The 25,165-nt window shown below is 33.8% G+C and carries 25 protein-coding genes; 3 read left to right on the forward strand and 22 right to left on the reverse strand.

What is annotated here, in order from left to right; translation table 11 throughout:
- Positions 1-35: 35 nt before the first annotated feature.
- From BN2390_RS19290 to BN2390_RS19300, 4 genes are all read right to left on the reverse strand, one after another.
- Entirely contained in the window at positions 36-623 is a 588-nt protein-coding gene (locus BN2390_RS19290) for an accessory gene regulator ArgB-like protein (protein ID WP_053985924.1), read from the reverse strand.
- The gene (locus tag BN2390_RS21500; protein WP_242847699.1) at positions 623-757 is read right to left on the reverse strand and encodes a cyclic lactone autoinducer peptide; all 135 of its coding nucleotides are present in this window, start codon (positions 755-757) and stop codon (positions 623-625) included. Before BN2390_RS21500 ends, BN2390_RS19290 begins: the two co-directional genes overlap by 1 nt.
- A gap of 115 nt (positions 758-872) precedes the next feature.
- Complete coding sequence (locus BN2390_RS19295) at positions 873-1,865, reverse strand: sensor histidine kinase (RefSeq protein WP_242847700.1); 993 nt, start codon at positions 1,863-1,865, stop codon at positions 873-875.
- Positions 1,866-2,150: 285 nt separating this feature from the next.
- A complete protein-coding gene (locus BN2390_RS19300) occupies positions 2,151-2,867 on the reverse strand; it encodes a LytR/AlgR family response regulator transcription factor (RefSeq protein ID WP_053985926.1) in 717 nt (238 codons plus the stop codon).
- Positions 2,868-3,037: 170 nt separating this feature from the next.
- On the opposite strand from BN2390_RS19300, the gene BN2390_RS21975 reads away from it, so the two are divergent.
- Complete coding sequence (locus tag BN2390_RS21975) at positions 3,038-3,190, forward strand: hypothetical protein (RefSeq protein ID WP_198524950.1); 153 nt, start codon at positions 3,038-3,040, stop codon at positions 3,188-3,190.
- Positions 3,191-3,234: 44 nt separating this feature from the next.
- Here BN2390_RS21975 and BN2390_RS19305 read toward each other — a convergent pair whose 3' ends face one another.
- From BN2390_RS19305 to BN2390_RS19325, 5 genes are read right to left on the reverse strand one after another with little or no spacing between them, the layout of a single operon-like run.
- Positions 3,235-4,449: an ABC transporter permease gene (locus BN2390_RS19305; protein ID WP_053985927.1), complete on the reverse strand. Its 1,215-nt coding sequence runs from the start codon at positions 4,447-4,449 to the stop codon at positions 3,235-3,237.
- Positions 4,446-6,242 (reverse strand): HlyD family efflux transporter periplasmic adaptor subunit, encoded by a 1,797-nt coding sequence (locus tag BN2390_RS19310; protein WP_154668859.1) that lies wholly within the window; start codon positions 6,240-6,242, stop codon positions 4,446-4,448. The genes BN2390_RS19305 and BN2390_RS19310 overlap by 4 nt, the downstream gene beginning before the upstream one ends.
- Before the next feature lie 22 nt (positions 6,243-6,264).
- Positions 6,265-7,104 carry a carbohydrate ABC transporter permease gene (locus BN2390_RS19315; protein WP_053985929.1) on the reverse strand — a complete coding sequence of 280 codons (840 nt, stop codon included), beginning with the start codon at positions 7,102-7,104 and terminating at the stop codon, positions 6,265-6,267.
- Complete coding sequence (locus BN2390_RS19320; RefSeq protein WP_053986376.1) at positions 7,101-7,961, reverse strand: carbohydrate ABC transporter permease; 861 nt, start codon at positions 7,959-7,961, stop codon at positions 7,101-7,103. Before BN2390_RS19320 ends, BN2390_RS19315 begins: the two co-directional genes overlap by 4 nt.
- The gene (locus BN2390_RS19325; protein ID WP_053985930.1) at positions 7,948-10,110 is read right to left on the reverse strand and encodes an ABC transporter substrate-binding protein; all 2,163 of its coding nucleotides are present in this window, start codon (positions 10,108-10,110) and stop codon (positions 7,948-7,950) included. The genes BN2390_RS19320 and BN2390_RS19325 overlap by 14 nt, the downstream gene beginning before the upstream one ends.
- 171 nt (positions 10,111-10,281) lie before the next feature.
- Between BN2390_RS19325 and BN2390_RS19330 the strand changes: the two genes are divergently transcribed.
- Together BN2390_RS19330 and BN2390_RS19335 are read left to right on the forward strand one after the other, a co-directional pair.
- Positions 10,282-10,962 (forward strand): response regulator transcription factor, encoded by a 681-nt coding sequence (locus BN2390_RS19330; protein ID WP_053985931.1) that lies wholly within the window; start codon positions 10,282-10,284, stop codon positions 10,960-10,962.
- On the forward strand, positions 10,955-12,259 hold the full coding sequence (locus BN2390_RS19335) for a sensor histidine kinase (RefSeq protein WP_053985932.1): 1,305 nt from the start codon (positions 10,955-10,957) through the stop codon (positions 12,257-12,259). Before BN2390_RS19330 ends, BN2390_RS19335 begins: the two co-directional genes overlap by 8 nt.
- A 64-nt stretch (positions 12,260-12,323) precedes the next feature.
- On the opposite strand, the gene BN2390_RS19340 is transcribed toward BN2390_RS19335, so the two are convergent.
- From BN2390_RS19340 to BN2390_RS19400, 13 genes are all read right to left on the reverse strand, one after another.
- Positions 12,324-13,004, reverse strand: a complete 681-nt coding sequence (locus BN2390_RS19340) for a Dph6-related ATP pyrophosphatase (RefSeq protein WP_053985933.1) — start codon at positions 13,002-13,004, stop codon at positions 12,324-12,326.
- A 19-nt stretch (positions 13,005-13,023) separates the two neighbouring features.
- Positions 13,024-13,821: a Cof-type HAD-IIB family hydrolase gene (locus BN2390_RS19345; protein ID WP_053985934.1), complete on the reverse strand. Its 798-nt coding sequence runs from the start codon at positions 13,819-13,821 to the stop codon at positions 13,024-13,026.
- 117 nt (positions 13,822-13,938) lie between these two features.
- Positions 13,939-15,297, reverse strand: coding sequence for a TraB/GumN family protein (locus BN2390_RS19350; RefSeq protein WP_053985935.1), 1,359 nt, complete (start codon positions 15,295-15,297; stop codon positions 13,939-13,941).
- A gap of 26 nt (positions 15,298-15,323) precedes the next feature.
- Positions 15,324-16,034 (reverse strand): DUF3169 family protein, encoded by a 711-nt coding sequence (locus tag BN2390_RS19355; RefSeq protein WP_053985936.1) that lies wholly within the window; start codon positions 16,032-16,034, stop codon positions 15,324-15,326.
- A complete protein-coding gene (locus tag BN2390_RS19360) occupies positions 16,021-16,212 on the reverse strand; it encodes a helix-turn-helix transcriptional regulator (protein ID WP_456299453.1) in 192 nt (63 codons plus the stop codon). Before BN2390_RS19360 ends, BN2390_RS19355 begins: the two co-directional genes overlap by 14 nt.
- Positions 16,213-16,354: 142 nt before the next feature.
- Positions 16,355-16,870 (reverse strand): P-loop NTPase family protein, encoded by a 516-nt coding sequence (locus tag BN2390_RS19365; RefSeq protein WP_053985938.1) that lies wholly within the window; start codon positions 16,868-16,870, stop codon positions 16,355-16,357.
- A 27-nt stretch (positions 16,871-16,897) separates the two neighbouring features.
- Complete coding sequence (locus BN2390_RS19370) at positions 16,898-17,410, reverse strand: NUDIX hydrolase (RefSeq protein ID WP_053985939.1); 513 nt, start codon at positions 17,408-17,410, stop codon at positions 16,898-16,900.
- 176 nt (positions 17,411-17,586) lie between these two features.
- Entirely contained in the window at positions 17,587-18,966 is a 1,380-nt protein-coding gene (locus BN2390_RS19375) for an MATE family efflux transporter (protein WP_053985940.1), read from the reverse strand.
- Positions 18,967-19,139: 173 nt separating this feature from the next.
- Complete coding sequence (locus tag BN2390_RS19380; protein WP_053985941.1) at positions 19,140-19,919, reverse strand: histidinol-phosphatase; 780 nt, start codon at positions 19,917-19,919, stop codon at positions 19,140-19,142.
- A gap of 48 nt (positions 19,920-19,967) precedes the next feature.
- Positions 19,968-21,092: a YibE/F family protein gene (locus tag BN2390_RS19385; RefSeq protein WP_053985942.1), complete on the reverse strand. Its 1,125-nt coding sequence runs from the start codon at positions 21,090-21,092 to the stop codon at positions 19,968-19,970.
- 172 nt (positions 21,093-21,264) lie between these two features.
- A complete protein-coding gene (locus BN2390_RS19390) occupies positions 21,265-22,794 on the reverse strand; it encodes an alkaline phosphatase (RefSeq protein ID WP_053985943.1) in 1,530 nt (509 codons plus the stop codon).
- 133 nt (positions 22,795-22,927) lie between these two features.
- Complete coding sequence (locus BN2390_RS19395) at positions 22,928-23,560, reverse strand: pentapeptide repeat-containing protein (RefSeq protein ID WP_053985944.1); 633 nt, start codon at positions 23,558-23,560, stop codon at positions 22,928-22,930.
- Between the two features lie 123 nt (positions 23,561-23,683).
- Entirely contained in the window at positions 23,684-25,108 is a 1,425-nt protein-coding gene (locus BN2390_RS19400) for a carbon starvation CstA family protein (protein WP_053985945.1), read from the reverse strand.
- Between the last annotated feature and the right edge of the window lie 57 nt (positions 25,109-25,165).

A 25,165-nucleotide genomic window follows, 5' to 3' on the forward strand; every position in this document is an offset into this window, starting at 1 on the left:
TTAATGTTTTTCATAGCTTTAACCTTTTTATATCTTTAATCAGTTTGTCTTACTCCTATGTAGTTCTTGATTTGTCCTAGGGTTACCATAACCCCTACACTAATAATAACTACTTTTAAAGTTATAACTATTTCTTGATTGCCTAGAATACTAAACATTATCATCATTACTAGTAACAAAGATAAAATAATTAATGCTATTTTTTTAAATACTCGTTTTTCATTCAAGCTTAATGGCTTATTAGTATCTTGTACTGGTACTAATGTTACTATTATGCCTAATGCTATGCACAATAGTAAATTCCCTATTCCTTGACTCTTGCCTAGTAGATCTATTCCCATAAAACATACTATAAGCATTCCAACCGAAAACAAATAGCACCTTATCCTTGTCTTTGCGTGATATCCCCCTGCATATGACCTTAATGGAATATATGCCATCATAAAAATAAGACTTGCTAATAGTTTATTAAAGAACATACCCAGAACCAGTGTTGTACATATATTAATACCTATTAATATTACTTGTTCAATCCCATAGATATAAATGGGTTTATCCTCAGGTACAATAACTTTATTTTCTATTAGATAATCCGCCATTTGTTGACTTATTGCTGATAACATTAAAATTTACTCAACTTTTTAGCTTCATCTGGAAGTTCTGGTTGGTGTACAAGAAAAACACAAGCACTATTTGAATTAAATGCAGTGATTACTAGTGCAAGGCTTGCTACAATTCCACTTAATTTTAATAACATATTTTTCATCTGGCTCTCCTCCTTCAGCTATATTTACACTAGTAATTATACTACTTTTTCACAATATTTGTCTATTTATGTAATAAATTATAATATTATTTTTAATCTCTTATTTTCAATCAATATACATTAATGCTAGAGCAGAAAAAACATTTTCTGCATACTCTATTTCTAAGGAACCATCATACTTTTCCAATGTACGTTTAATGCTTTCTAATCCTATACCATGATTTTCTTTATCTTGATGGGTTGTCAGTATAGACTCTCCGTCTTTTTCTATCACACCATTAAAAGTATTTTCAACTTTTATAATCAGTACTCCTTTTGTATACTTTATCTTGACATGAATATATTTATGTTCCTCTATTTTATTTACTGCATTGATAGCATTATCCAATAGGTTTCCTAAAATAACAGACATGTCAAAGGAAGATAACTCTAGTTCAAAAGGAATATATAGTTCAGCAATTACTTTTATATTCTCTTCTACTGCTTGTTGTAATTTAAAATTTAAAATACTATCTATTGCAATATTACCTGACTGAGCATATTCTTGTTGTAACTCACAAACATCCATTATCTCACTAATATGTTTGATTGCATTGTCTTTCTCATCTCGTTCAACTAAGGCAAGTAACATATATAAATGATTTTTTAAATCATGCTTTATTGTTCTTGTTGTTTTTACTGAAGATTTCATCATATTAAATTGTTTTTCATAATACATATTTTGTTGAGCAATCCACTTTTTCTCAGCTTCTTCACTATACATTTTTGAAATAACATCATATAAATAAAATGTTCCAAAGTTCATCAATAATAATAATGCAATTATAATACACATAACAACATTTGAAATAACATATGTTTTGAAAAGTACTAGAATAATATATAGTGACGCCACTGGCATAAGCAATAAACAAACCCAGTATGATATTTGTACCTTTTCACCATCTTTAATCCTTTTAAATTTGCTTAAGCACGTAATTATACTGTAGTTTGCAAGTGCTAACACTACTAGTGTATAAGATAAGGAATAATCATTTTGAGCCATAATATCAAACTTTATACCCGAAAGCATAGTAATAACGATAATTTCTATACACATTGAAATTAAATAAATAAAGGCAACTGCTATCGTTCGTTTTTTTAAAGGTGCTTTGTAGTTTAAGGTCAAACAAAAATAGGCAATTATATTCGTCATTAACATGATAATGGGTATCTTAACAACCAAATACATAAATGAACTACATAAAAAATATAAAATATAAGATAACTGCTCTATCCTTTTATTGCAATCTTTATTATAAAAAAAGATCATCATAAACTTATACAATGTATAAGTTCCTAAAATATTAGTACATAAATATACTCCCTCATATAATGTCATAATCTAATTATCCTTTTCTAAACTTAATTGGATTTGTCTTATTTCTTTCCTTCTAGACTGTCCTATAGGCAATAAATCATTATTTGTCATAATGACTGCATCATATTTAAATCGACTTATATGTACGTAATTAACTACATAAGATCTATGTATTTGAAGAAATTGGTACTGTCCTACTCTCTTTAAAACATTTTCTATAGAATCATAAAAGGTTTCTTCACCTTTTATATGTACCATACGTATTTCTCGATTTAGGCTTTCAAAATATAGAATATCTTTGATAGGTATACTATATTTTTCAAACCCTTTTTTATATGTAAAAGATCCTCTTCTTTTATCTGCTAATCTTATAGCTAACTTCACATCTTCAATTACCTTGTCAGCTACTAGTGGTTTGGGTAAAAAATGCATTGGCTGTACATCAAATAATTCTCTGTCATAATGATTTTTTGCTGAGATATAAACAATCTTTGTCTCATAATCATCCATAATCTCTCTTATAATTCTTCCAACTTGAATGCCATTAAGTTTTTTCATTTCAATATCTAGGAATATTAAATCAAAACTATTCTCTTTTTCTAGATACTTACATAAAGATTCTCCATTATAAAAAATCTCTACCTCTATCTTCATAGTAATAGTTTCTTGAAAATTTAAAATAAGCTGCTCTATATCGGCACATATTAATCGGTCATCATCACATACTGCTATTTTAAACATAAATATTTTTTTCTCCCTCTGATATCATTATTCACTGAAATATATTATACATTATGTAGGCAAAAATAAAATAAAGATTTATTTTATTTATTCCGTATGCAATTATTATTCTTGCTCATACTAATAACGTGCAAATTATTTTTACTATAATCCTAGGGAGGTATTTCAAAATGGGAAAAAAACCAAAAACTCCAACCTGCAATGCATGGGTTAGTAATACAAGTGATGAAAGCGTGAAATATTTTCATGATAAAGCGAAGAAATCTGCTGGTGATAACCAATGGACTTCTACTTGTGTAACAAAAGGATTATTAAACAAATAATAGTACATCAAAAAGGGTGTTGCATAAGATTATGCAATACCCTTTTATTCTTCTAAAATAGTTCTCCATTTATTTATTAAAGCATGTATACCTAAAAGTAGAGGAATACTACACCAAAAGGCTGGTATAATCAACACACTACCCTCTATTATATAAATACTTATAATGCTTATAAAGCTTATGATTATTGACATCAGTATACATCCAAAATACTCACTTGTTTCTTCAAATACTGCCTTTTTAATAATCATTATACACCCTAGTAAACTCACAATAAAGCTACTCATGAGTACAACATACACCTCTTGATACCACCCATCTGCTATAGAAGTTGGTAGCATTTTTAGCATCTGCTCATTGGCTCTAAACTTCTCTAACAAGCTGGACCAAAATGCAAAGTCTGACCACCTATTGGGTATAATGTAAGAAGGTAATTGTATCGAAAGCTGTAATACCTCACCCGTAACCCAAGTTATACCTATAGCTATTATAGAAAGAACAATTGCAGATATCCAATATCTATGGGTTCTATAAATATAGAAATACAGCTTAAGCATTCCATACACACCTAATAGACAGCCAGGTATAAGCGCTAGATAACTTAACAAAATACTTTTTAAGGATAAATTGTTGTATATTCCCTTTGGTAAATTATATTTGAACTGCAAAGTATTAAGTGTTTCCTCAACATTGTCATTATCTATAAACTCAATTCGAGCTACATTAAATTTAGCTTCTTCATTAGTTGTATCAGATTGGACAATAATACTTTTTGATTTGTCTTTTAATATACCTCTTATAGTATAGTCTTTATCTTGAAGTGTAATCTGCTTCCCTACTACATCTGTATTTCCCCATAATTCATAAGCTACTTGCTCTGTAATAATGGCTCCTTCTAAATCATTTTCATAGAGTCCATTTCCTATTAATTCTTTGGTTTCAAATAATAATCTCGTATTACCATAAACCTTAAGTTGATTTCCTTCAATACTCCTCCCAAGATCTTGATTCTTCATGGTTTGTTGCGTTTCCTGATTCCAAGCTACTAGACCACTAATAATTCTATCTTTACTTTCTAGCTGGTCTTTTAATACACTTTCTAGTTGATCTCCTGTTAATCCTTCTTTCTCATAGTGTAACTGCACCACATGATCTAAGGCTTGTATTTTCTGTGCATTGACTAAGCATATACCCCACGCAAATAAGGTAACTGCTAGAATACTTATATAAATGAGCACATGCTTAGTACACTTTATCATTGCTCCATCAGGCGTACTCTATCGCCTGACTTAATTGGTTTATTCGACTTGATAATAATATTATCTTGTGGACTAAATGCCCCTTCTACAGCTACAGAACTTTCATTACTCTCTTTTTTCATCACATTAACTCTTTCTGCAACCATTTCTTCTCCCAAAGTTGTTACCTTTTTCTTTGCCACAAGTACATAATAGCTTCCATTATCTTCTTTTAATGCTTCTACTGGCACGATCGAATTATATTGTTCCGATTGATTTGTTACTTCAAATGATGCATTCATACCTGGAATGCCTTCTGGTACAGAAATACTTATTTTTTTCTTACTTCCACCTTCACCTTGGACATATGAAATATTTTCTACTATTGTATTTTCTAACGGTCTTTTTTCGCCTTCAAGGGTTACAATAACCTGATCCCCTACTTGTATGCCTTCACTTTTTTCCTGACTAAGTTCTACCTCTAGTACATACTTACTATCATCACCTATAAATGTAACTAATTCACCACCAGTAGTTACTTGACCTTTTTCAACTTTAATTTCTTTAATCATTCCATCTGCTGGTGCTACAAGCTTACCGCCTTCTGCTATAATCTTTTGAATACGGCTAATTTCCTTTTCTTTAGCTGCAATATCCACTTGCATAAGTTGCTTTTCTATTGCTTGTTTTTGCTCAGATTGTTGCTCTTCTAAATCCATATTATTTTCTTTTTGTACTGCCAATTCTACTTCTTTTTTAGCCGACTCTATTTGTCTATCTAGATCTTTAATAAGCTCTTCTTGTTCTATAATAAGGTCTTCTTGTAAACGTTTCTGTTCTTCTACTACACGCTCCGCTGCTTTTACTTTTTCTTCTTCTTGTTTTAAAAGTTCTTGGTCAACTTCGCCATTTTCCAGTTGAATCACTTTGTCTTTAGCTTTTTTAAATTTTTCTTCTGCTTCTTTTACATTTCTATCCCAATCTGACTTTGTAATGTTATATTCCATTTGGGCACGGTCTACAGCTTGCTGAGCACTGGTAATATCCACACCTTGGCCTGCTGTCATCCAGAAGTTTTCTTTGGCTTCATTTAAAACCTGTTCTGATCTTTTAAGTGCTTTATCTCTTTCATACTTTTGATTTTCTAAATGGCGCTTAGCTTCATCTTCTTCTTCACGCGCCTTCTTAAGCTGCTCTTCCAAATTACTTCCTTTAAAAGCTTCTAAATCTTTCTTTGCACTAAGCAAATCTTCTTCTGCTTGTTTAATTTTCTGTTCACCTCTACTGATTTTAACTTTCCCCTTCTCAGTAGCATTTAACTTTTCTTCCTCAAGCTTTGTAACTTTGTTATTCGCCTCTTCAAGAGGTGAAAGTACTGTACTATAATCTTCATTTAACCCTAATTGTTGTAATCTTAATTTTAGTTTTGCTAAATCATCCTGAGACATCTCTAACTTTTCTTGTAACTCTTTTGCATCTAGTTCTAAGATAGGCTCACCTTTTTTAATACGGTCATCTACTTCTACAAAGATGTCTTTTACTTTAAGCCCACTGCTTGCTTCCATACTCTCTTCATCTTTTGCTTTTAATACACCATTTCCTTGTATTTTGTGTTCAATACGCCCTCCCTTTGGGAGTGCAATTGTAACTTGTGGTGTTGTTAGTGCATTCGCTGTTCTTGACAGTCCTGTCAAAGTGACCATAATAATCAGAAATCCTGCTAGACCTTTGATTGCCACTTGTTTTACTTTATCTCTATCCTCTTTTGGCGAGGGTAATTGTCTTTGAAGTTGCTGCTTTAATTCTATTTTCATCACGCTTACCTTTCTTGCCACTCTACTCTTTTAAACCTGCAACTCGAATGCCTGCTTCTAAATCATTTTGTCCCCATAAGAAGACAAGAAGAGCTGGTATAAGCATAATAACTGAAGCAACAATAGATACACCTAACTTATCTATTGCTATATTAGGCAGATATAAAGATAGTGGCCATAATGATTTATTTTGTAAAAATGTTAAAGGCTGTTCTATCATATTCCAGTACTCTAAAAAGCCTAACACAAGTGCTGATACAATTCCTGGTGCTCCAAGGGGTAACCCTATGTATAAGAACGTTTTAAAATGTCCTGCCCCATCTATTTGAATAGCTTCTATCATAGCTTCTGGGATAGATTTAAAAAATCGATACATAATGAATACTGGAAAAGTGGAAAAGATAGCAGGCAAAATAATCGCAAGCCTTGTATCTAAAAGTTGTAACTTATCTAATACTAAATAGTTAGGTACCATCGTTACCTGAAATGGCATTAGCATTAAGGCTATGTACATTGTAAAAATCGTTTTCTTAAAAGGAAATCTAAACCTTGCAAACGCCCATGCCGCCGGCATACCAAAACATACTTGCCCAATAAGAATAGGTACTACAATTTTAACTGAGTTCCAAAACATAGCAAAAAACTCTGGTGAATCTAACAATAGCTCAACATAAGGCATAAGCGTTGGATACTTAGGGATAAGAGGCCAGTTAGCAAGGCCAGATTTTCCAGCAAGTACTGGTCCAAATCCTGCCCTTATTTCATCTAGTGGCATAAAAGACCCACTAAAAAGCATCCACAAAGGTAACCATACAATGAGGGCCAGTATACTTACAAATGCAATCGGTATATACTTTTTCATCCTTCCTCATCCTCCGCCCATGTTTTTTGCAAGATTAAAATTAATATAAAGATTACAAGAGATACAATTGTTGCTGCTGCTGATAACTTATCAATATCAAGGGATACAAACCAGTTATTAAACAGATGCTGTAACATATACATACTGTCATGAGGGTAGTCCCCTGCGATCAAATAGGCTTCTCTAAATACTTTAAAGGAATTAAGTAATGAAAGCACAACAATTGTAAATAAGGTTGGTAAAAGCTGAGGAATTGTAATCTTAGTAAATTGCTGCCATCCATTTGCCCCATCTACCCTAGCTGCTTCATATATAGCAGGTGATATAGTGCTAAGCCCTGCTAACCATAGCACCATATCATACCCTATATTACGCCACAAATAACTTAATATTAAAATCCAAAAAGCCCAGTCACTTTTCATCCAGTCTACACTTTGTCCTCCAAGTGCTAGAATGCCTTTACTTAATAATCCATTTTGATGAAATAGAACTTGCCATAGTAGTACAACTGAAGCCACTGGGATTGCCATTGGTAAAAGAAAAGTCATTTTAAAGACTTTAGCACTTTTATTTAGCTTGTTAATAAGAAGTGCTAAGCCTAGAGAAGTAATGACGAGTACTGGAATACAAATGGCTATAAACTTCAAAGTATTCCCTGACGCTAGCTTAAAAGCTTCATTTTGAAATATAGTGCTATAGTTTTTAAGCCCAACGAATTTACCACTCATTGCTCCAAAAAAAGACCTTCTAATAACATCCATGAAAGGAAGCATAATAAAAATCATAACCCCTAATAAGCTAGGTAATAAGAAGCAAAATGCAACCTTCCACTCATTCTTTTTTTTATTCTGCCAAATAGGCTCTTGTACGTTTTGCAACTGCACTTGCAGCTTCTTCGGCTGTTTTCTCACCATTAAAGTATCCTTTCGTTTCTTGTATAATTAAATTTAATAACACTTCATCTTTTACTACTGGTATAGTAGCTTTTTCTGCAAGTTCCTTCACTTTTGAATAAACTTCTTGTGTTACCTCTATCATTGCAATTGGTTTTTCAAAGCTTACTGGATACGATATAAAGTTTTGTTCTGGGTTTAATACAGCTTGCTCTTCAAAAGTTTGTTTATGAACAGGTAATCCATCTCCTAGATTTACACTTTGTACTTCTTTTGACATTGCTAATTGAACAATCTCTCTTGCAATATCTTGATATTTACTATTTGCATTAATTCCAATAATACCTCTAGGCTCAAATGTACTTTCTTCACCTGCAAATATTAAGTCAAAATCTCCATCTCCTTGTTGAGTGATCGCAGAATATTGATAATTTAGGCCATCAAAACCAGAAATATTTTCTAAATGAAGTTCTGTATCCTTACTAGCCATATACTCTGTTGAAAGGAAGTTCCAAGCTATCTCATCTTGTTCTCCCATGTTATCTACCTGAGTTAATTCTTTTATAGCTTCTAAGAAAGTTATGAATTCTGCCTCTTTAATTTGTCCTTTTTCATCAATCCAAGTATGAGCTGTTGGGCCATATAGAAGATTCATAAGTTTTTCAGGTGACATCTTATAAAATACTTCTTTGTCTGGGTTAGACTTCGCCCATGAAGCAAGGTCCTCTATACCTTTAATATTTTCTATAATAGCTTTATTTCCCCACATTGTTGGAAGTGAAAATCTAAGAGGTAATGTATAGATAGAATTCTCCTCTTGAAAAGCACCAACAATATTTGGTAACCATTCTCCTTGTTCAATTTTCTCTTTTGCCCAATTACTCATATCTAACAATACACCTTTTTCAATATAAGATTGTACTGGTAGACCATCTAAAAGTAATAAGTCCGGTCCTTTTCCTGCTAATAATTGTGTGTTAAGGGTACGTATAGCATCTGCTTTTGTCATACTTCCCCCTTCTTCAACCCCTACTTGAATATTAATAAATACACCAGGATTTTGACGTTGATACGTTGCTATTGCTTGTCGCATGGTTACATTATCTTCTAGCATATAGAGGTTTACTTCTGTAGTTGGCTTAGTTGGTGTATTTGGATCAAAACGATAATGGCTCAGTTGATATCCCATATCTCTATCATAGAAGAGGACTAAAAACTCTTCATCACCTTTAACCATTCCATTTTCTATATATAGTGAAGGCATTCCAAAAGAACTAAGTTGTCCTTCAATAATTTGTTCCCATACACTTCCGCCTTTTGCAAGTCTGCTCACCCCTTCTTCATTGATGAGATAAGCATTTCCATCTGAACTCACTTCTAATTTGCTTCCCCATAATGAACCTTCACATGGAATAAATGTTTTCTCCTTGGCTGTTTCTAAGTCAAAAGTAACTAGCCCACCTCTTAAGGTATCTAATAACATGACTTCATCTTGATTAAAGCCAAATTCACGGTCCATTCCTGTACTTAAGTATTCTTTAATCACTGCTCCTGTTGTACTATCTAAGACTACAACGCCGTTATACTGTAACCCTACGGCAATGTTACCATCAGGTAAAGCTTTTATCCCTGTTACAGAATACGCTAAATCATTTGTATCATAGGGTACTTCTTCTAATGCTTCATTATTTACTACTTTTGCTATATGTATCTTGTAATCATCATCAAAATAGGATACATAGATAGTGCTTTTACCATCATGAGCAATTTGTATCCCCATATTATTCTCTTCTACTAATTTTTCAAACCACTTAGCTTCTTCTTTCACCCATTCTTTACCATCTTTTGATGTATAAGTAACCCCTTTATTATTGGCAGTATATCCATATACTTGAATACGTTCATCTTCTAAAACTTGATAATGTACTAAGCTTTTTAGATCCTTTGGAAGTTCTATATTTTCTTCTATATAACGACCCATAGGTGTATCCTTAGAATCTTGATTGGTTGTATTTACTTCACTTTTTATTTCTTGATTGCTACATGCAGTTACTGACATCATTGTTGTTACTATAAGTAAACTTGCCATTAATCTATAAATATGTTTTTTCATTTTTGTTCTCCTCTTCGATTTCATTAACCTTATCTTAATAGACTTACCTCTAAATAACCTCTAAAACTTAAAATTTCTTTGTACTAATTTTATCCATTAAAGGATATTTAGAGATAAATGGGTTAAAATTGAATTATAAAAAGAAGCAACTCACTATAATGGAGGAACATTATGCGTATTTTACTAATTGAAGATGATCAAACTTTATGTAATACCATGGGCTTACAACTTCAAAATCAAGGCTATACTGTAGACTGCTGTTATGATGGAGAAGAAGGTTTATTCTATATCAAACAACAAGTACATGACCTTGTTATTTTAGACCGTATGCTCCCATCTTTAGATGGTATTCATATTCTTAAAGCAATGAGAATGCTACATATTAATACACCTGTGATTATGCTCACTGCCCTCAATAGTATAGGAGATAAAGTCGTTGGTTTAGATGCTGGTGCAGATGACTACCTAGCAAAACCTTTTGCCATCGAAGAACTCCTTGCACGTATTCGTGCCCTTAGCAGACGCCCTGTGGATTGGAGTACCACTGAACAGCTTATATTTGGAGATGCTACTTTAGATGCCACCGCTCTTACACTAACAGGACCAAAAGCTGTTTGCTCTCTTTCTAAAAAAGAAGCTGAACTCTTTGAAGCCTTTTTTAAACAACCTAGGACGGCACTTCCCCGTGCTTTCTTGCTCTCTAGAGTTTGGGGACCTGATACTGAAGTAGAAGAAGGAAATTTAGATAACTATATGCATTTTCTAAGACGTAGACTACGTACAGTAGGGTGCCATATAGAAATTAAAACCCTTCGAGGGGTTGGATATAGCTTGGAACATACCCATGCTTAAAGGACTACGTTTTCAACTTGCTCTAATCTGTAGCACAATCACAGGTTTAATCTTATTTATCATCTGTCTTATCTCTCTACAAATTTCAGAATCTCAACTAAATAGTAGAAATCAAATAGCCTTTGAGAATCAGCTTCAGACTATTTCTTATCAGCTTCAAACACAAAGAAATATTAAAGCTTCTTGGCTTGCTCAATTAGAGGCAGACAACAAACTTATTATTTATATAGAAGATAATGGTCATCCCTTTTTCTTCAAAGGTGCCTGGTCTCCCTCTACACCTCGTCATGACCTTCTTCAACAAGCTCATAAAGATGCACTAGAAATTCATGGTTTTGATAAAGATGTACCTGCGACTTCAACCTTATCTATTGATAAGATATTTTTTAGAATTCAAGGTGATACGAATGACTCCTACCGTGTAGGTATTGCACGTATCCCTTCTTCTGTAGGCAGCTATACGCTTACACTCCTTCAAGACCTTTCAACTGAAAAAGCGACGATTATTGAAACCCGTATCCTGTTTATTTTGATTAGCTTTACTGGTATTTTGCTTCTTAGTTTATTTAGTTATTGGTTTGCTGGACGAGCTATTATCCCTATTGAAGAAAATCAACGTAAGCAAGTTCAGTTTATTGCCGCTGCTTCACATGAGCTTAAAACGCCTCTTGCAGTAATAAGAAGTAGTAATGCTCTCATTCAAAGTCAAAACCACCAAGAAGCACAACTCTTTACTTCTCAAATTGAAAGAGAATGTACAAGGCTCACACGTCTTATTAATGACTTACTTCTTCTTGCAACAGCAGATGCACACACTTGGTCTATTCATAAGGAACCTGTTGATTTAGATACACTTCTGATAGACCTCTTAGATACATTCTTACCTCTTGCGGCGCAAAAACAACAGCATCTTACTCTTCATCTTCCTGATGAGATGCTTCCACCTATTCCATGTGACCAAGAGCGTATTGAACAAATCATTACTATCCTAATTGACAATGCCCTGCACTATGTACCAACAGGTGGTCATATTACTATCGAGCTAAACAAAACGCCAGGGTCCTATATCATTAAAATTATGGATGATGGACCTGGCATCTCCAAAGAACATGCACCCCATATCTTTGACCGCTTCTATAGAGTAGATGCTGCAAGAAAAGATAAAAATCACTATGGTTTAGGACTCAGTATTGCTAAAGAAATCATTCATCTTCACAATGGTTCTCTTACCCATTCTCCTACGCCTGGTGGTGGATGTACTTTTAAAATAGAATTGCCTTATTTACCTACGAAATAAAAGAAAGGTTGCAGCCCTATATCTATGGGCTACAACCTTTCTTCTTATTTGTCTAAAGCACTTTTTATCTATCTAATGCAAGTGATAAATACATATATTCACCACGGCTTGTTATTTCACCATCTTTTACAGGGATTGGCTTTTTGAATAATGGTCCATCTATGACTGTAGTATGGAACTCACCCGCTTCACCACAAGGATCTATACCACGTTCTTCTAACTCTTGCATATACTCTTTTGTTAGAATTCTGCCTAAATCCTCTGCTCTCATTCCTTTATTTAAATTAACTGTTACAATCTTAGTAATAAAACCTGCCTCAATAAAAGTTTTAACAACTTCTCTATGGTCCATTTCCCATAAAGGCATACCTAATCCCAGTCCTACACTTTCTGTTACACGTTCATGCCAACATTCATGTTCTGGTACATCAATATCGCCTGTTACAAGCACTTGTGCACCTTTTTCTTTAGCTTCTTGTAGTAACTTTATGAATACTTCCTCATATCCTTCCCAACTGGCACAACCTATATAAAGAGGTACACCAATAGCTTCTGCTTGAGCTTGTAGCATTTCCTCTGACAATCCATGAGATCTAGAACGTATTCCCTTTTCTTCCATCATAGCAATAATACCAATTGCTTCTCCTTGTTGCATGGCTTGATAAAGTGCTAAGGAACTATCCTTACCTCCACTATAAGAAGCAATAAACTTTTTACCTACTGCACCCTGTTTCCAATTTTTCATTGATAGACACTCCTATTTTCTAGTTATTTAAAATATATTTTTCAATCCCTATAGCTACGCCATCATTATGTACAGTATCTGTTACAGCCTTAGCATATTGCTTGACTTCATCAGTTGCATTTCCCATAGCAATACCATAGCCTACTGTTTCTAGCATCTCAATATCATTTTTTCCATCTCCAAAACCATAACTATCTTCTACTGGAATACCTAAATATTTAAGAATTCTTAAAATTCCTGTTGCCTTTGTATTACGTCTTGGATAAAGTTCAAAAGCCTTAGCACTAATGCTATGCCAATAATCATAATCTGGATGTGCCTTGATAAAGTCTAGGCATGTTTCATAGGCTTCTTCTGTTGGACAACGCATTTCTATCTTTTGTACTTCAATTGTATCTATGTCATACTCACGTTTTACAAGTTGTGGAGATGCACCTACACCTAAATAAAAATTATAGTATTCTTCATAATCTGCTTTCATATAAGAGTAGTATTCATCTTCTAGTATGTATTCCATTCCTAGTTCTTCAAATGTTTCTACTGCTTTATTTACAAATGCTTTATCTATTTTATCTGTGAATAGTGTTTTATTATTTAATATAACTTGTGCACCATTTGCTAAAATCAGACCATCGAATCCAAAGTTCATGATTTCATCGCTTATAAAAGCATAAGGTCTACCTGTTGCAATAAATACATAATGGCCTTTGGCTTGTACTTTCTTTATTGCTTCTTTCACCTTCGGTGTTATATCCATTATTCCATCCCAGCTATTAATTAATGTTCCATCAATGTCAAAAAATATTACTTTTCTCATGTTGCCTCCTCTAATGCTGTCAGTGTCACCCCCTATTATAGCATACAAAAAAGCCTACGAAATAATTGATTAATCATCTCGTAGACTTATTATATTTCAAACTATTTTAACAAAATCCTATCTTTCTACTACTTTAACAGTATAACCTAATTCTTGGAGACGTTTAACAATTCCTTCTTTTCCTATCATATGACCTGCACCTACAGCTACAAAGTAATTTGCATCTGTTGTGTCATTTAAGTATTCTACTACTTTTTCTGTCATATGTGCATCACGCCCTTCAAAGAGAGCTTTAGTCATAATATCTCCACTTTCAATACCTGAATCTTTAGGATAGCTTGCTTCAAATCCTTCTATATCTCTTACCTTCATCATTTGTATCCAGCTATTCATCATTTCTACTTCAGCTTGTGCAGCTTCTGCAGTTTCTGCATTGCCCTCACCAGATTGTATTGCCTCTACCATATCTAATCCTGCTTTTAAGCTTTGAATTTGATAATCCACAGGTATGCCATCAAGTAAATCTGCTTGGAAGGCATAGCCTTCAATTTCTAAGATTTCTTTGTCTTCTAATAGGGCTTTTGAATAAACATAAGCATCTATAACTGGATAGGTTGCTACTGCTTCTAAGCTTTCTGTATCTTGTGCTGTTAAGGCTGTTAATGTATTAGAAAGTGCCCAAGGTTTATAGTATTTTGTTTGTTCTTCTGGTACTCCATATTGTTCCATAAGCGCGACAATACGTTTATAGGTTTCTTCATCTACATGATTATCTAATGTTGTACCATCTAAGTACATTTGCTTTTGTGCTAAATACATCATTCCTTCTTGATTGGCAAAATCTACTTCAAAAGATACTTTATCAGAAGCTTCAATAGCTTTCCTTAACCCTTTGCTTAATGGATATACTTCTGATTTCCCAATATGTACAGTACCAAGTAAATAAATTGTATTATTTTCATCGCTTACTTCCCATAAGAACCCATCTGTGCCTAACCCAAGTTGGTCATATACGCTTTCTACTACACGTGATGCAAAAACAAGTGCTTCTTGTACCGTACATGGTTGCTGTAATCTAAGGTCCTCTTTACCATAACCTTTGATAATTTGATTTTCGCTCATATAAGCTATGTAGTCATTCTTTAAGTCTAATCCACTATAATCTTTAAGAACAGTATAATAAGCTTCTAATACTTCTCCTCTTGTTGTACCTAATTTAACTTCTGTATTTGTACTAGCAACAAGTTTTGCTTCTATACATTTATTTCTAAGCCCTTGTATAATAAAACTCATTTGTTCTGGAGATACAACATTATTCAGTCCTTTTTCAAAATCTTTTGGTGCTACGCCATAGGCCTCTGCATCATTTAATTCACTTAATGCCCATTTTGCTGGATCAACTTCCCCTGCAAAAACTGAAACGGAGCTTGCTAACATGACTGTCATTAATCCTAAACTTAAAACCTTTTTAAACATCTTCAAATACCTCCCACAATAATTTATTATTTGCTCTTACTATAATCTTTGTTGCTATAATAAGTCATCAAAATAGTTTGTACTGCCCAAATGATTCCAATTGGTAAACAAATAACTGGGCTAACGTTAAATACCAAACTTATTCCATAACATAATAAGAATAAAAACACATAGATAGGTGTCATCATTGATATTGTTTTAAAACACGCTTTCCCTACTTTATCTTTTTCAAATTCATCTAGTTTATCAAAGTGATCTCTATTAAAGTTCACTTCTAATGGATCTGCATCAAGTTCTGGTCTAACCTTTTTGACTAAAGCAATATGTGCTACCTCTCCCCAAAAAGCTAATATAACATTTACAAAAAATAATGTGGCAAAAGGTGTATCATTAAAAATATTTATGCCTAATGCAGTAAAGTTTATGACTGCACATAAGGTAGAGCACATCATCACTACACTCATTGCTTTTTCATGAGTATCGTAGAAAGAGCCTTCTTCATCACAATAATGTTCTTTTTTCAGTTTCCCATTAAAGTAAAAATACCCTCCAATTCCTATGATACCTGATATAAGACCAATTATATATAAACTTGGTGATATCCCTTGGGCAACGCTTATAATTGTATTTAAATAATTACTTCCTTCTATCATGTTCATCAAAACTCCTATTAACCCACCAATAAAACCACTTATTACAATAATCCCAATTCCCTTTTTCCAATTATAGCTTTTCATTTTCTTCATCCTCCAGCCAAAATAGCTCTTCTACCTGCTTATCAAATATATGTGCAATCTTGATTGCCAATACAATTGAAGGATGGTAGTCTCCACGTTCAATACTACTTACTGTCTGCCTTGATACCCCACAAAGCTTCCCAAATTCTGTCTGACTTATACCCTTTTCTTCTCTCATCTGTTTCACACGATTGTACAGGGGCATTCCATTCACCTCCAACTTGACAAGTATACTTGTCATAGTGAAAGCATATCACTGACAAGTATACTTGTCAACACAAAAAAAATAAGAGTTTATTTTAAACTCTTATTTAATACCCCTATCCATCAACAAATTCTAGAATTTTATCTTCTTTTATATAGACATCTTTAGAACGTCTTAGAAGAATTAACTTATCACCATATTTAAAAAGCATCTTTTCAAATTTGTCTCTACTTTTTTCAAAGTCATCTGACCAGTTATACATAGACCTGAGCATGCTTAAAGTAGGTGTATAATGGCATTTTTCTAGACCACAAATTTGTTTAAGGTATCTACTTAAAATCCTTACTTTACGCTTCCATAATGGAGGGTCTAAAAAGACAATTTTATCTGCTATATCTAAAAGTTGATGACAACTTTTTCTATAAGTACCTTCGATAATCCAATCACCTTTTTGGTCGATTTTCTCTATAATCATTAGTTGTTCTTCTGGCGTTCTTTTATATCTTACGCCATCTTTCTTCCCATATATAATGCAGTCTAGTTCGTAAAAAGGTATGTCTAGTTCTTCTGACCACCTTCTAGCCAATGTTGTTTTACCACTTGCCACTATCCCTACAATATAAATTTTCATTGTGTTCTCCCCCAACACCTATTACTTTTATTTATTAAATATAAAACGTTCAACATCCTCTCTTATAGGTAGTAATCTTTTTGCAACCGGTCCTGCAATAAGCCCTGACTCTATCATTTCATCTAATACTTCTAGACTTACCCATTTAGCATCTACAGTTTCACCTTCTTGCATCACTAATTCATCACGGCCTATATCTTTTCTTACAATGTATAAATCCACAAAAGCACTCTCTTCTTTAATGGTTCGTAAAAAGTAAAGTTCTTCCTCTTCTACCTTTATACCTGTTTCTTCTAATAGTTCTCTTCTTGCACCTTGTCTACTTGTTTCTCCTGCTAAGACTGAACCTGCTGTATTCTCCCAAAAGTTTGGGTATTTATCTTTTTCCGGATGTCTTAACGTAGTGAGTACTTCATTTTTACTATTTACAGTCCAAATACTTACCACTACATGATATTCACCTAGGACCATTGATTCTGGTCTATTATGTGTTCTATTTAAAGGTTGTCTTTGTTCATTATATAAATCCCATTTTTCCATTGTGTTTTTTCCTAGCCTTTCTATTTTAAGAAATTCTTTTATCTAACGACTACATGTCTGAATATTTCTATTATATCATAGGATACCTTTCTCTATTCTTAATTTTATCTTACAATTTCTATACATTAAAAAGCTGTTATACATATGTACAACAGCTTTTCTTATTTCTAATCTCTTTAATCTGTTACAAGATTTTGTATCCATACACCTTTTCTCAGTAATATATACCCTAGCATGCATTTGAAAATATCAACTAACTGACACATTAAATACACTACTAGAATATTAATGCCTGTATAATAGGCTAGCATAAAAGCTAAAGGTATACTTACTAACCATAAATAAACACTATCAAATATAAAGGTAATAATCGTCTTGCCACCTGAGCGAAGTGTAAAGTAAGTTGCATGTAAAAAGCCGTATATAGGCATACATATGGCTGCAATACGTATAAACCAAGCTGCTAAATCTTTAACTTCATCTGTCGTATTATAAAGCATCGGGAATGCTGGAGCTACAACTACCATAACCCCTCCTAGTATTAAGCAACAACAAACAGAAAAGAAAATCATCTTGTAAGCTGTTTCTTTCGCTTCATCCATTTTACCTGCACCTAATAGTGGCCCTACAATAATCGCTACTGCATTACCTAATGCTAAAAATACTATGTTAAATAAATTGGCTATAGTATTGGCTATATTAATCCCTGCTACTACTGATAATCCTCTAACTGAGTAACATTGCATCAATACTGCCATACCACCTGCCCACAATCCTTCATTAAGTAAAAGTGGCATACCTTTTATGATAATTTTATTTGTGAGGGCTAGTGGTACCCTTAATGTTTTATAAGCACCTTTTATAAATGGATTCTTTTCGTGATGTCTATGCGTCCATACCACTACAATAAGACACTCTATAAATCTTGCGATGATCGTACCTATAGCTGCTCCTGCAATACCTAGTTTGGGGAATCCAAAATGTCCAAAGATTAGTAAGTAATTTAAAACTAAGTTTACTAATACTGCAGCAATCCCTGCCTTCATAGGTACTATGGTTTCTCCTGTCTCACGTAAAGTACCACAATACGCTTGTGAAATGGCAAAAGGTATAAGCCCAATTAACATGATACGTAAATACTCTTCTCCATATGTAAGCGTATTACCAATGTCTCCCGAGCTACTTCCTTCATGTAAATAAAGGGCGATTAAACTACTTCCACATGCTCCAAAAATAAGTATTGCAATAGCTGTAATCATTGCACAAATAATAATTTTGAAACGAAAAGTATCTCGTACCCCTTCATGATTTTCTTGACCAAAAAATTGTGCTGTAAAAATCCCAGCACCTGATATCCCACCAAAAATACATAAATTAAACACAAATAGCAATTGATTAACAATGGCAACCCCAGACATAGAATCTGTCCCCACTTGGCCCACCATAATATTATCTATTAATCCTACAAAGCTTGTAATTCCACTTTGAATCATAATAGGTACTGCAATGGCCAATACCATCTGATAAAACTTTTTGTCACCTATCAATTTCTTCATGATAGTTCTCCCCCCGGTATCTTCGCTTATTTCATTTTCATATTATTTTCTCATAAATACAAAAGACACACAAGTGATTATTCTCCATCAACTTATGTGTCTTCTCTTACATCTCATGTTATCTATTCTTTCATCATTCCTTTGAATGAATAGGTATTTAAAAAAGTCTATGTTTACCATACAAACTCAACTTTTTTTAATCCGTATTGATCTGCAATCTGATAACCCTCTTCAACTTTTGCAATAATATCAGTTGGTTTATGTGCATCTGAATTAGCTAGTACCTTGCAATCATACCCAGCTGCTAGCTCCCAGAATCCTTTTAGTGGATACTGTTTTCTATAACCTTGTGGTGTCATAATCTCTGGTTTTCTTAATCCGTATCCATTAATCTCTAATGGCATATTATAGTGACTTGCTGCTTCAATAATATATTTAGAGGCTGCAATCGCTTCTTCATCCCATGGTAAATAAAAGTGTCCAAACACATCCGGATGTGCTACAAACTTAAATAATCCTGTTTCCATTGCTTTTACTAGATAGTTGGCATAGAGTTTAAGCTCTTCTTTATCACTTTTAACCATACCTAGCCTATTCCATGGTGAAGTTCCATGAATCATATGCCCTGCTAAAATTAAATAATCTGCCCCATATTGTCCTCTTAGCACTTCATTATAAAATGAACTATAATCTTCAATAAATTCACATTCAAACGCCTTTAACAGTTTGATTTGTGGATATTTTGTTTGTGCCTCATCAATCTCCTTAATATAGTCATCTAATTCCTCATATGCCATTCTTACTTCTGGCCAAAGGCTATTATTTGGAAATGGAGTATGATCTGACATCCCTAGTATTTCTACACCTGCACTTACTGCTGCTTCTACGTAATCTATAACTTTTCCTGTTGCATGCTTACAACATTCCGTATGCGTATGATAATTGGCTAACATAATAAACTCCTTTATGGTCCGACATTCATCGCTACCCATTATAGCACACTATTTTTCCTTTTTGTATACATAGCTACAGATCATCGTTGTAAGTGGTGAGACAATCACTAGACCTATACAGCCTACAAATGTATGTAAAATTTCACCTGCAATAGATTTGGAATTTAAAATACTTATCATTGGTGTACCTTGTGCCATATAAACCATCATAACTGTAATAAAACTTCCCATATAAGCTAAGAGTAATGTTGTCGCTTGAGATCCTACTACAGACCTTCCGATTCTCATACCTGACACCCAAATCTCTTTGCTTGATATGTCTGGCTTTTTCTCTACCACCTCTTCTAGTGCAGCAGATAAATCCATTGCTAAGTCTACAATTGCTCCTGAACAAGATAAGTAAATTGCAGCTTGATAGATTTGTGTTAAGTTTAAGTTTTCAAACCCCGCGTATAGTAATGATTCAGACCACGCCATAACCGTTCCATCTATTTTGAAGATGGCTCCAAACCCCATTGCCATAAAACATGTCAATATAGAAGCGAGCCCCGTACCTGCTATTGCACAGTAGGCCTTCTTTGTAAACCCTCCAACTAAGATTAAAGTTACTGTAGCCATTGTTAACCCAATAACTAATCCTAATATCATAGGCTGATAGCCTTTTAAAAGCATTGGAATTAGTAATTTCCATATACAAAGTAAACTAAATATAAAAGATATAATCGTTCTAATACCTACTGTTCCAGAGAAAATAAGTAATGCTGCCATAAATACAAGTACAATAAACCATTCAGCAGATAGCCTATAATGGTCAAGCATATTCACAAATAGGATTTCTCCTGATTGAGATTTTTCAACTAATACAAGTGCTGTATCACCTACTTGAAATAACTTATCAAACTCTAACTTACCTGTTAGAAGATTGACTGCCTCTACTTGTTCCCCCTTAAAGGTTCCACCTAATAATTCTACTTGGCACACTTGGCTTCCTTGTCTAAGTAGACCATTGTTATATACTGTACTTTCGTTAGTTTCTAAGACCTTTGCCTTAACACTTTCTGCATTGACATACATTTGTTTTTCAAACCCTGTAGGAATGATAAGTAGTATGCCTATCAATATAAGACATAAAAGCGAAAAGATAACATTTTTATTTTTGAGAGCTGCTTTCATTGATCACCTTACTCCTATCCATTGATTCTATATTTCAAGTCTAACCATCCTATAGACTTATTCCTATTTAAACTATAAAAGGTGAGGATAACTTTTATTTTTAAGTCCCCTCACCTTTTACTCCATTTAGACTTTTTTTAATAACCCAACCTTACTTACTGCTATGTATTACTTATTCAAGGCCACAGATTGTTACAAGTTTATTGAAGATATCTGTGTTATCATAAGCACCACTGAAAAGTTCTTGACCTTGGCCCATTGCGTATACTGGTACTGGTACACCTGTATGTGAGTAAGAAGTCCAGCCAATACCTGCTTTATTATTAAGAAGGTGTGTAAGTGTTACACTAAGTGGTTCATATCCACCGTAGAGAAGACCTGCTTCTTGGTCTTTAGAGCGATCTGCTGATGCTTTCATTGTTTCTTCAAATGCTTTTTCTAACTTGTTGTATTCATAATCTGTAAGCACAAACTCAGGGTTTTTGCTTGCATCTTTATCTTTTGATGTCATAAGCCCAAAGTTTTCTTTGATCGTTGGAAGAAGATCTTCAAGTTTTGCTGTCTTAATATCTGTAGTCGCTTTATAATCAGCAATGAGTTTATCAAACTCTACATAACTCATTGTTTGATTTTCTAACATATCAAATGTTGTATTGTAACCAGTTGTTGAGTATCCGATGCTCATACCACCTGTTTCATGGTCACCTGTTACAAGGATTAAAGTTTCTTCTGGGTGTTTGTTTGCAAAGTCTATAGCTACTTGAATGGCTTCATCTAATGCAATAACATCCCCAATGTTACTTCTTGCATCATTTGCATGACCTGCCCAGTCAATTTTTCCACCTTCAATCATCATGAAGAATCCATCTTCATTGTCTAATACTTCAATACCTTTTTTAACGAAATCTTTAAGTTCTAAATCCCCTTTTTCACTATCAAGTGCATAGCTCATAGCATTTGACTCTTGGAGTTTTGGACTGATTGCATAGACTTTACCAGAATCGCTATCTAATGCTGCAATCTCTTCTTTTGTATCAGCAATTGTGTAGCCATTTTCTTCTATAATTTCAAAAGCACTTTTTTGATCTTTATTTTTACCATTTGGTTGTGCTAATGAACCACCTGCAAAGTAATCAAAATCGCTTTCAGCAAGTTGGATTGCAATATTGTACATATTACTTCTTGATACTTCATGAGCATAGAAAGCAGCTGGTGTAGCATGGTCAATAGAAACACTACTTACGATACCAATTTTATAGCCATCTTCTTTAAGTTTTTCTGTAATACTTTCTGGTTTTGTTTCTTTGTCAGCGTTGTAACCAATTACACCACTATGTGTTTTAACCCCACTAGAAATCGCTGTAGCTGTTGAAGCTGAATCTGGACAGAAAGATGTAGAATCTTGTGTTGTTGCTGAACCTACAACTGGGAAGCTACTTACTGCAAGTTTGCCTAAGTTAACGCCTCCTTTTTCTGTCGCACCTTTGTATACTTGTGCTGCATTAAGCTGTACATAAGACATACCATCCCCAATGAATGTAAAGATATATTTTGGTTTCTTATATTCTACCTTCTTGGTATTTGCTGCAGCAGCTGCTACGATTGGTGTTGGACTTGCTTGCATTTGTGTTACCCCTACAAATGATGATGCAAGTACTGCCATTCCTACTAGTGCTATAACGAATCTTTTATTTAATTTCATGTTTTGATTTCCCCTTTATTATCTGTTTTCTTCAGTTAAAAGAATAATATTATGAGGTTAAATCCACATTGGACAAATATTAGATTTATATTAAATCTTTGTTAAATAAAAAAAAGACTGCATAGGCAGTCTTTTATAGAAATCCGGCTTCTTTATAAGTCTCTAACATTTTAAGTAAATAACTTAGTGTACAGAACTCTTTGTCTAAACGTGGTTGCATAATTTTGAATCCACGAATAAGTGCTTTTTCCTCGTAGTGTGCAAGTAAACGTATTACACTAAGTGTATTAATGTCACCATCTTTTGTATCTAGTACACGTGAAGCTTTCACATATTCATTTTCCATAAGGCTTAAGATGGCAGCTCTAAGTTCTTCACTCATTTCAAGTTCTGGCATACATTCATAAACTGTAATACCTTCATCATTTAAGTTTAAGTTAGCTGCTACACTTACATCTGTATTTAGAAATACTGTATTTTTAAATGTTGCTCCACTGAAGTCTGCACCATTTAAGTTAACCCCTTCAAAAATAGTATCTTCAAATTTAGCTTGTTTGAATTTACTCTTCTTACAATTTGTTCCTACTAATTCAGCTGATTTAAAGGTACATTTATAGAAGTTACATCCTTTGAAATGTGCCCCTCTTAAACTGGTAAAGTCAAAATTTGAACCTGAAAAGTCTACATCAAAACAATTACTTTTCTTTAAGTTATTGTACATGAAGTTCTTCTTAAGCTTTTGTGTATTCTTAAAATTAATAGCCATGTATCCTCCAGCTAAAACAAAATGTTTTAGTTTCCTATTTATTATCTTCTTATACTATATAGGATAATCGATTAAAGTCAATCCGCAAGGTATATTCAGATATTATTTTAGTGATGCTGAAGTCTATGCATCTAGGCTACTTTCCTCTTTTTTACGTAATATGGTTGTTTTAAGGAATATTCCTAAACATACTATCGCAAAGATTGCGCCTACTGGATAAGAAATAGCTGTTGAAAGCTTAAAGCCCTCTGGTGCTTGTAAAATATAAGTACAAGAAACAGCTGACATAAAGGCTGCTGGTGCTGCTGCAATCCAATATTTTGCTTTGCTCTTATAAAGATATACCGCTGCTGCCCAAAGTGCGATCATGGCTAATGTTTGATTTGACCAAGAGAAGTATCTCCAAATAATATTAAAATCTATTTGTGAAAGAAGTCCACCTACTGCTAAAAGTGGCACTGCAAGGATTAATCTATTTTTCATTGGTAATTGATTTTTGCCCATCCAGTCTGCAAGGGTAAGTCTTGCGCTTCTAAATGCTGTATCGCCTGAAGTAATAGGACATGCAATAACACCAATCATTGCAAGTACGCCACCCATAGGCCCTAAAAGTTTAAATGAAATATCATAAACAACACCTGCTTGACCGCCCATTTCAGTTAGTGCTGCTGATAAACCGCCTGTTGTTTCATAGAAGGCAACACCTGCTGCTGCCCAAATAAGAGCAATAATCCCCTCTGCTACCATTGCACCATAAAATACTTTGCGTCCATCTTTCTCACTTTTAATACAACGTGCCATCATAGGTGATTGAGTTGCATGGAATCCTGAGATGGCCCCACAAGCAACGGTTATAAACATCATTGGCCAGATTGGTAAATTATCCGGATGCATATTAGTAAGTGTTAACTCTGGAATATGATATCCCTGTACTAAAATACCACCACCGATTCCGAGAGCCATAACAATAAGAGCTAATCCAAAAACTGGATAAATCTTTCCGATTAATTTATCAATAGGTAATAATGTTGCTAAGAAATAATATATAAGTACTACAATAAGCCAGAAATTAGTTGTAAGTGTATCGGGTGTAAGTCTTGCTAGCAATCCTGCTGGTCCTGTCATAAATACTGTACCAACTAATACGAGAAGAACCACAGAAAAAATACGCATGACTGTTTTCATACCATTCCCTAAGTACATACCTACTATTTCAGATATACTTGCACCATTATGTCGTACAGAAATCATACCTGATAAATAATCATGTACACCACCAGCGAAGATGGTTCCAAATACAATCCATAAGAATACAACTGGTCCCCACAATGCACCAAGTAGTGCACCAAAGATTGGCCCAAGACCTGCTATGTTTAGAAGTTGTATCAAAAATATACGTCCTGTTTTCATCGGTACAAAGTCTACACCATCTTCCATCGTGCTTGCTGGTGTCAGCCTGTCATCAGGGTTAAATGCCCTTTCAACTATTTTTCCGTAAACAAAATACCCTCCTATAAGTAGGGCAAGTGCAACAAAAAATGTAATCATAAATATCCCTCCTTGTTTTATTATATATTAACAAATTTATAGCAAAACGTCAGAATT

It is taken from the genome of Niameybacter massiliensis (genome assembly GCF_001282685.1).
GTDB classification, from domain to species: Bacteria; Bacillota; Clostridia; order Lachnospirales; family Cellulosilyticaceae; genus Holtiella; species Holtiella tumoricola.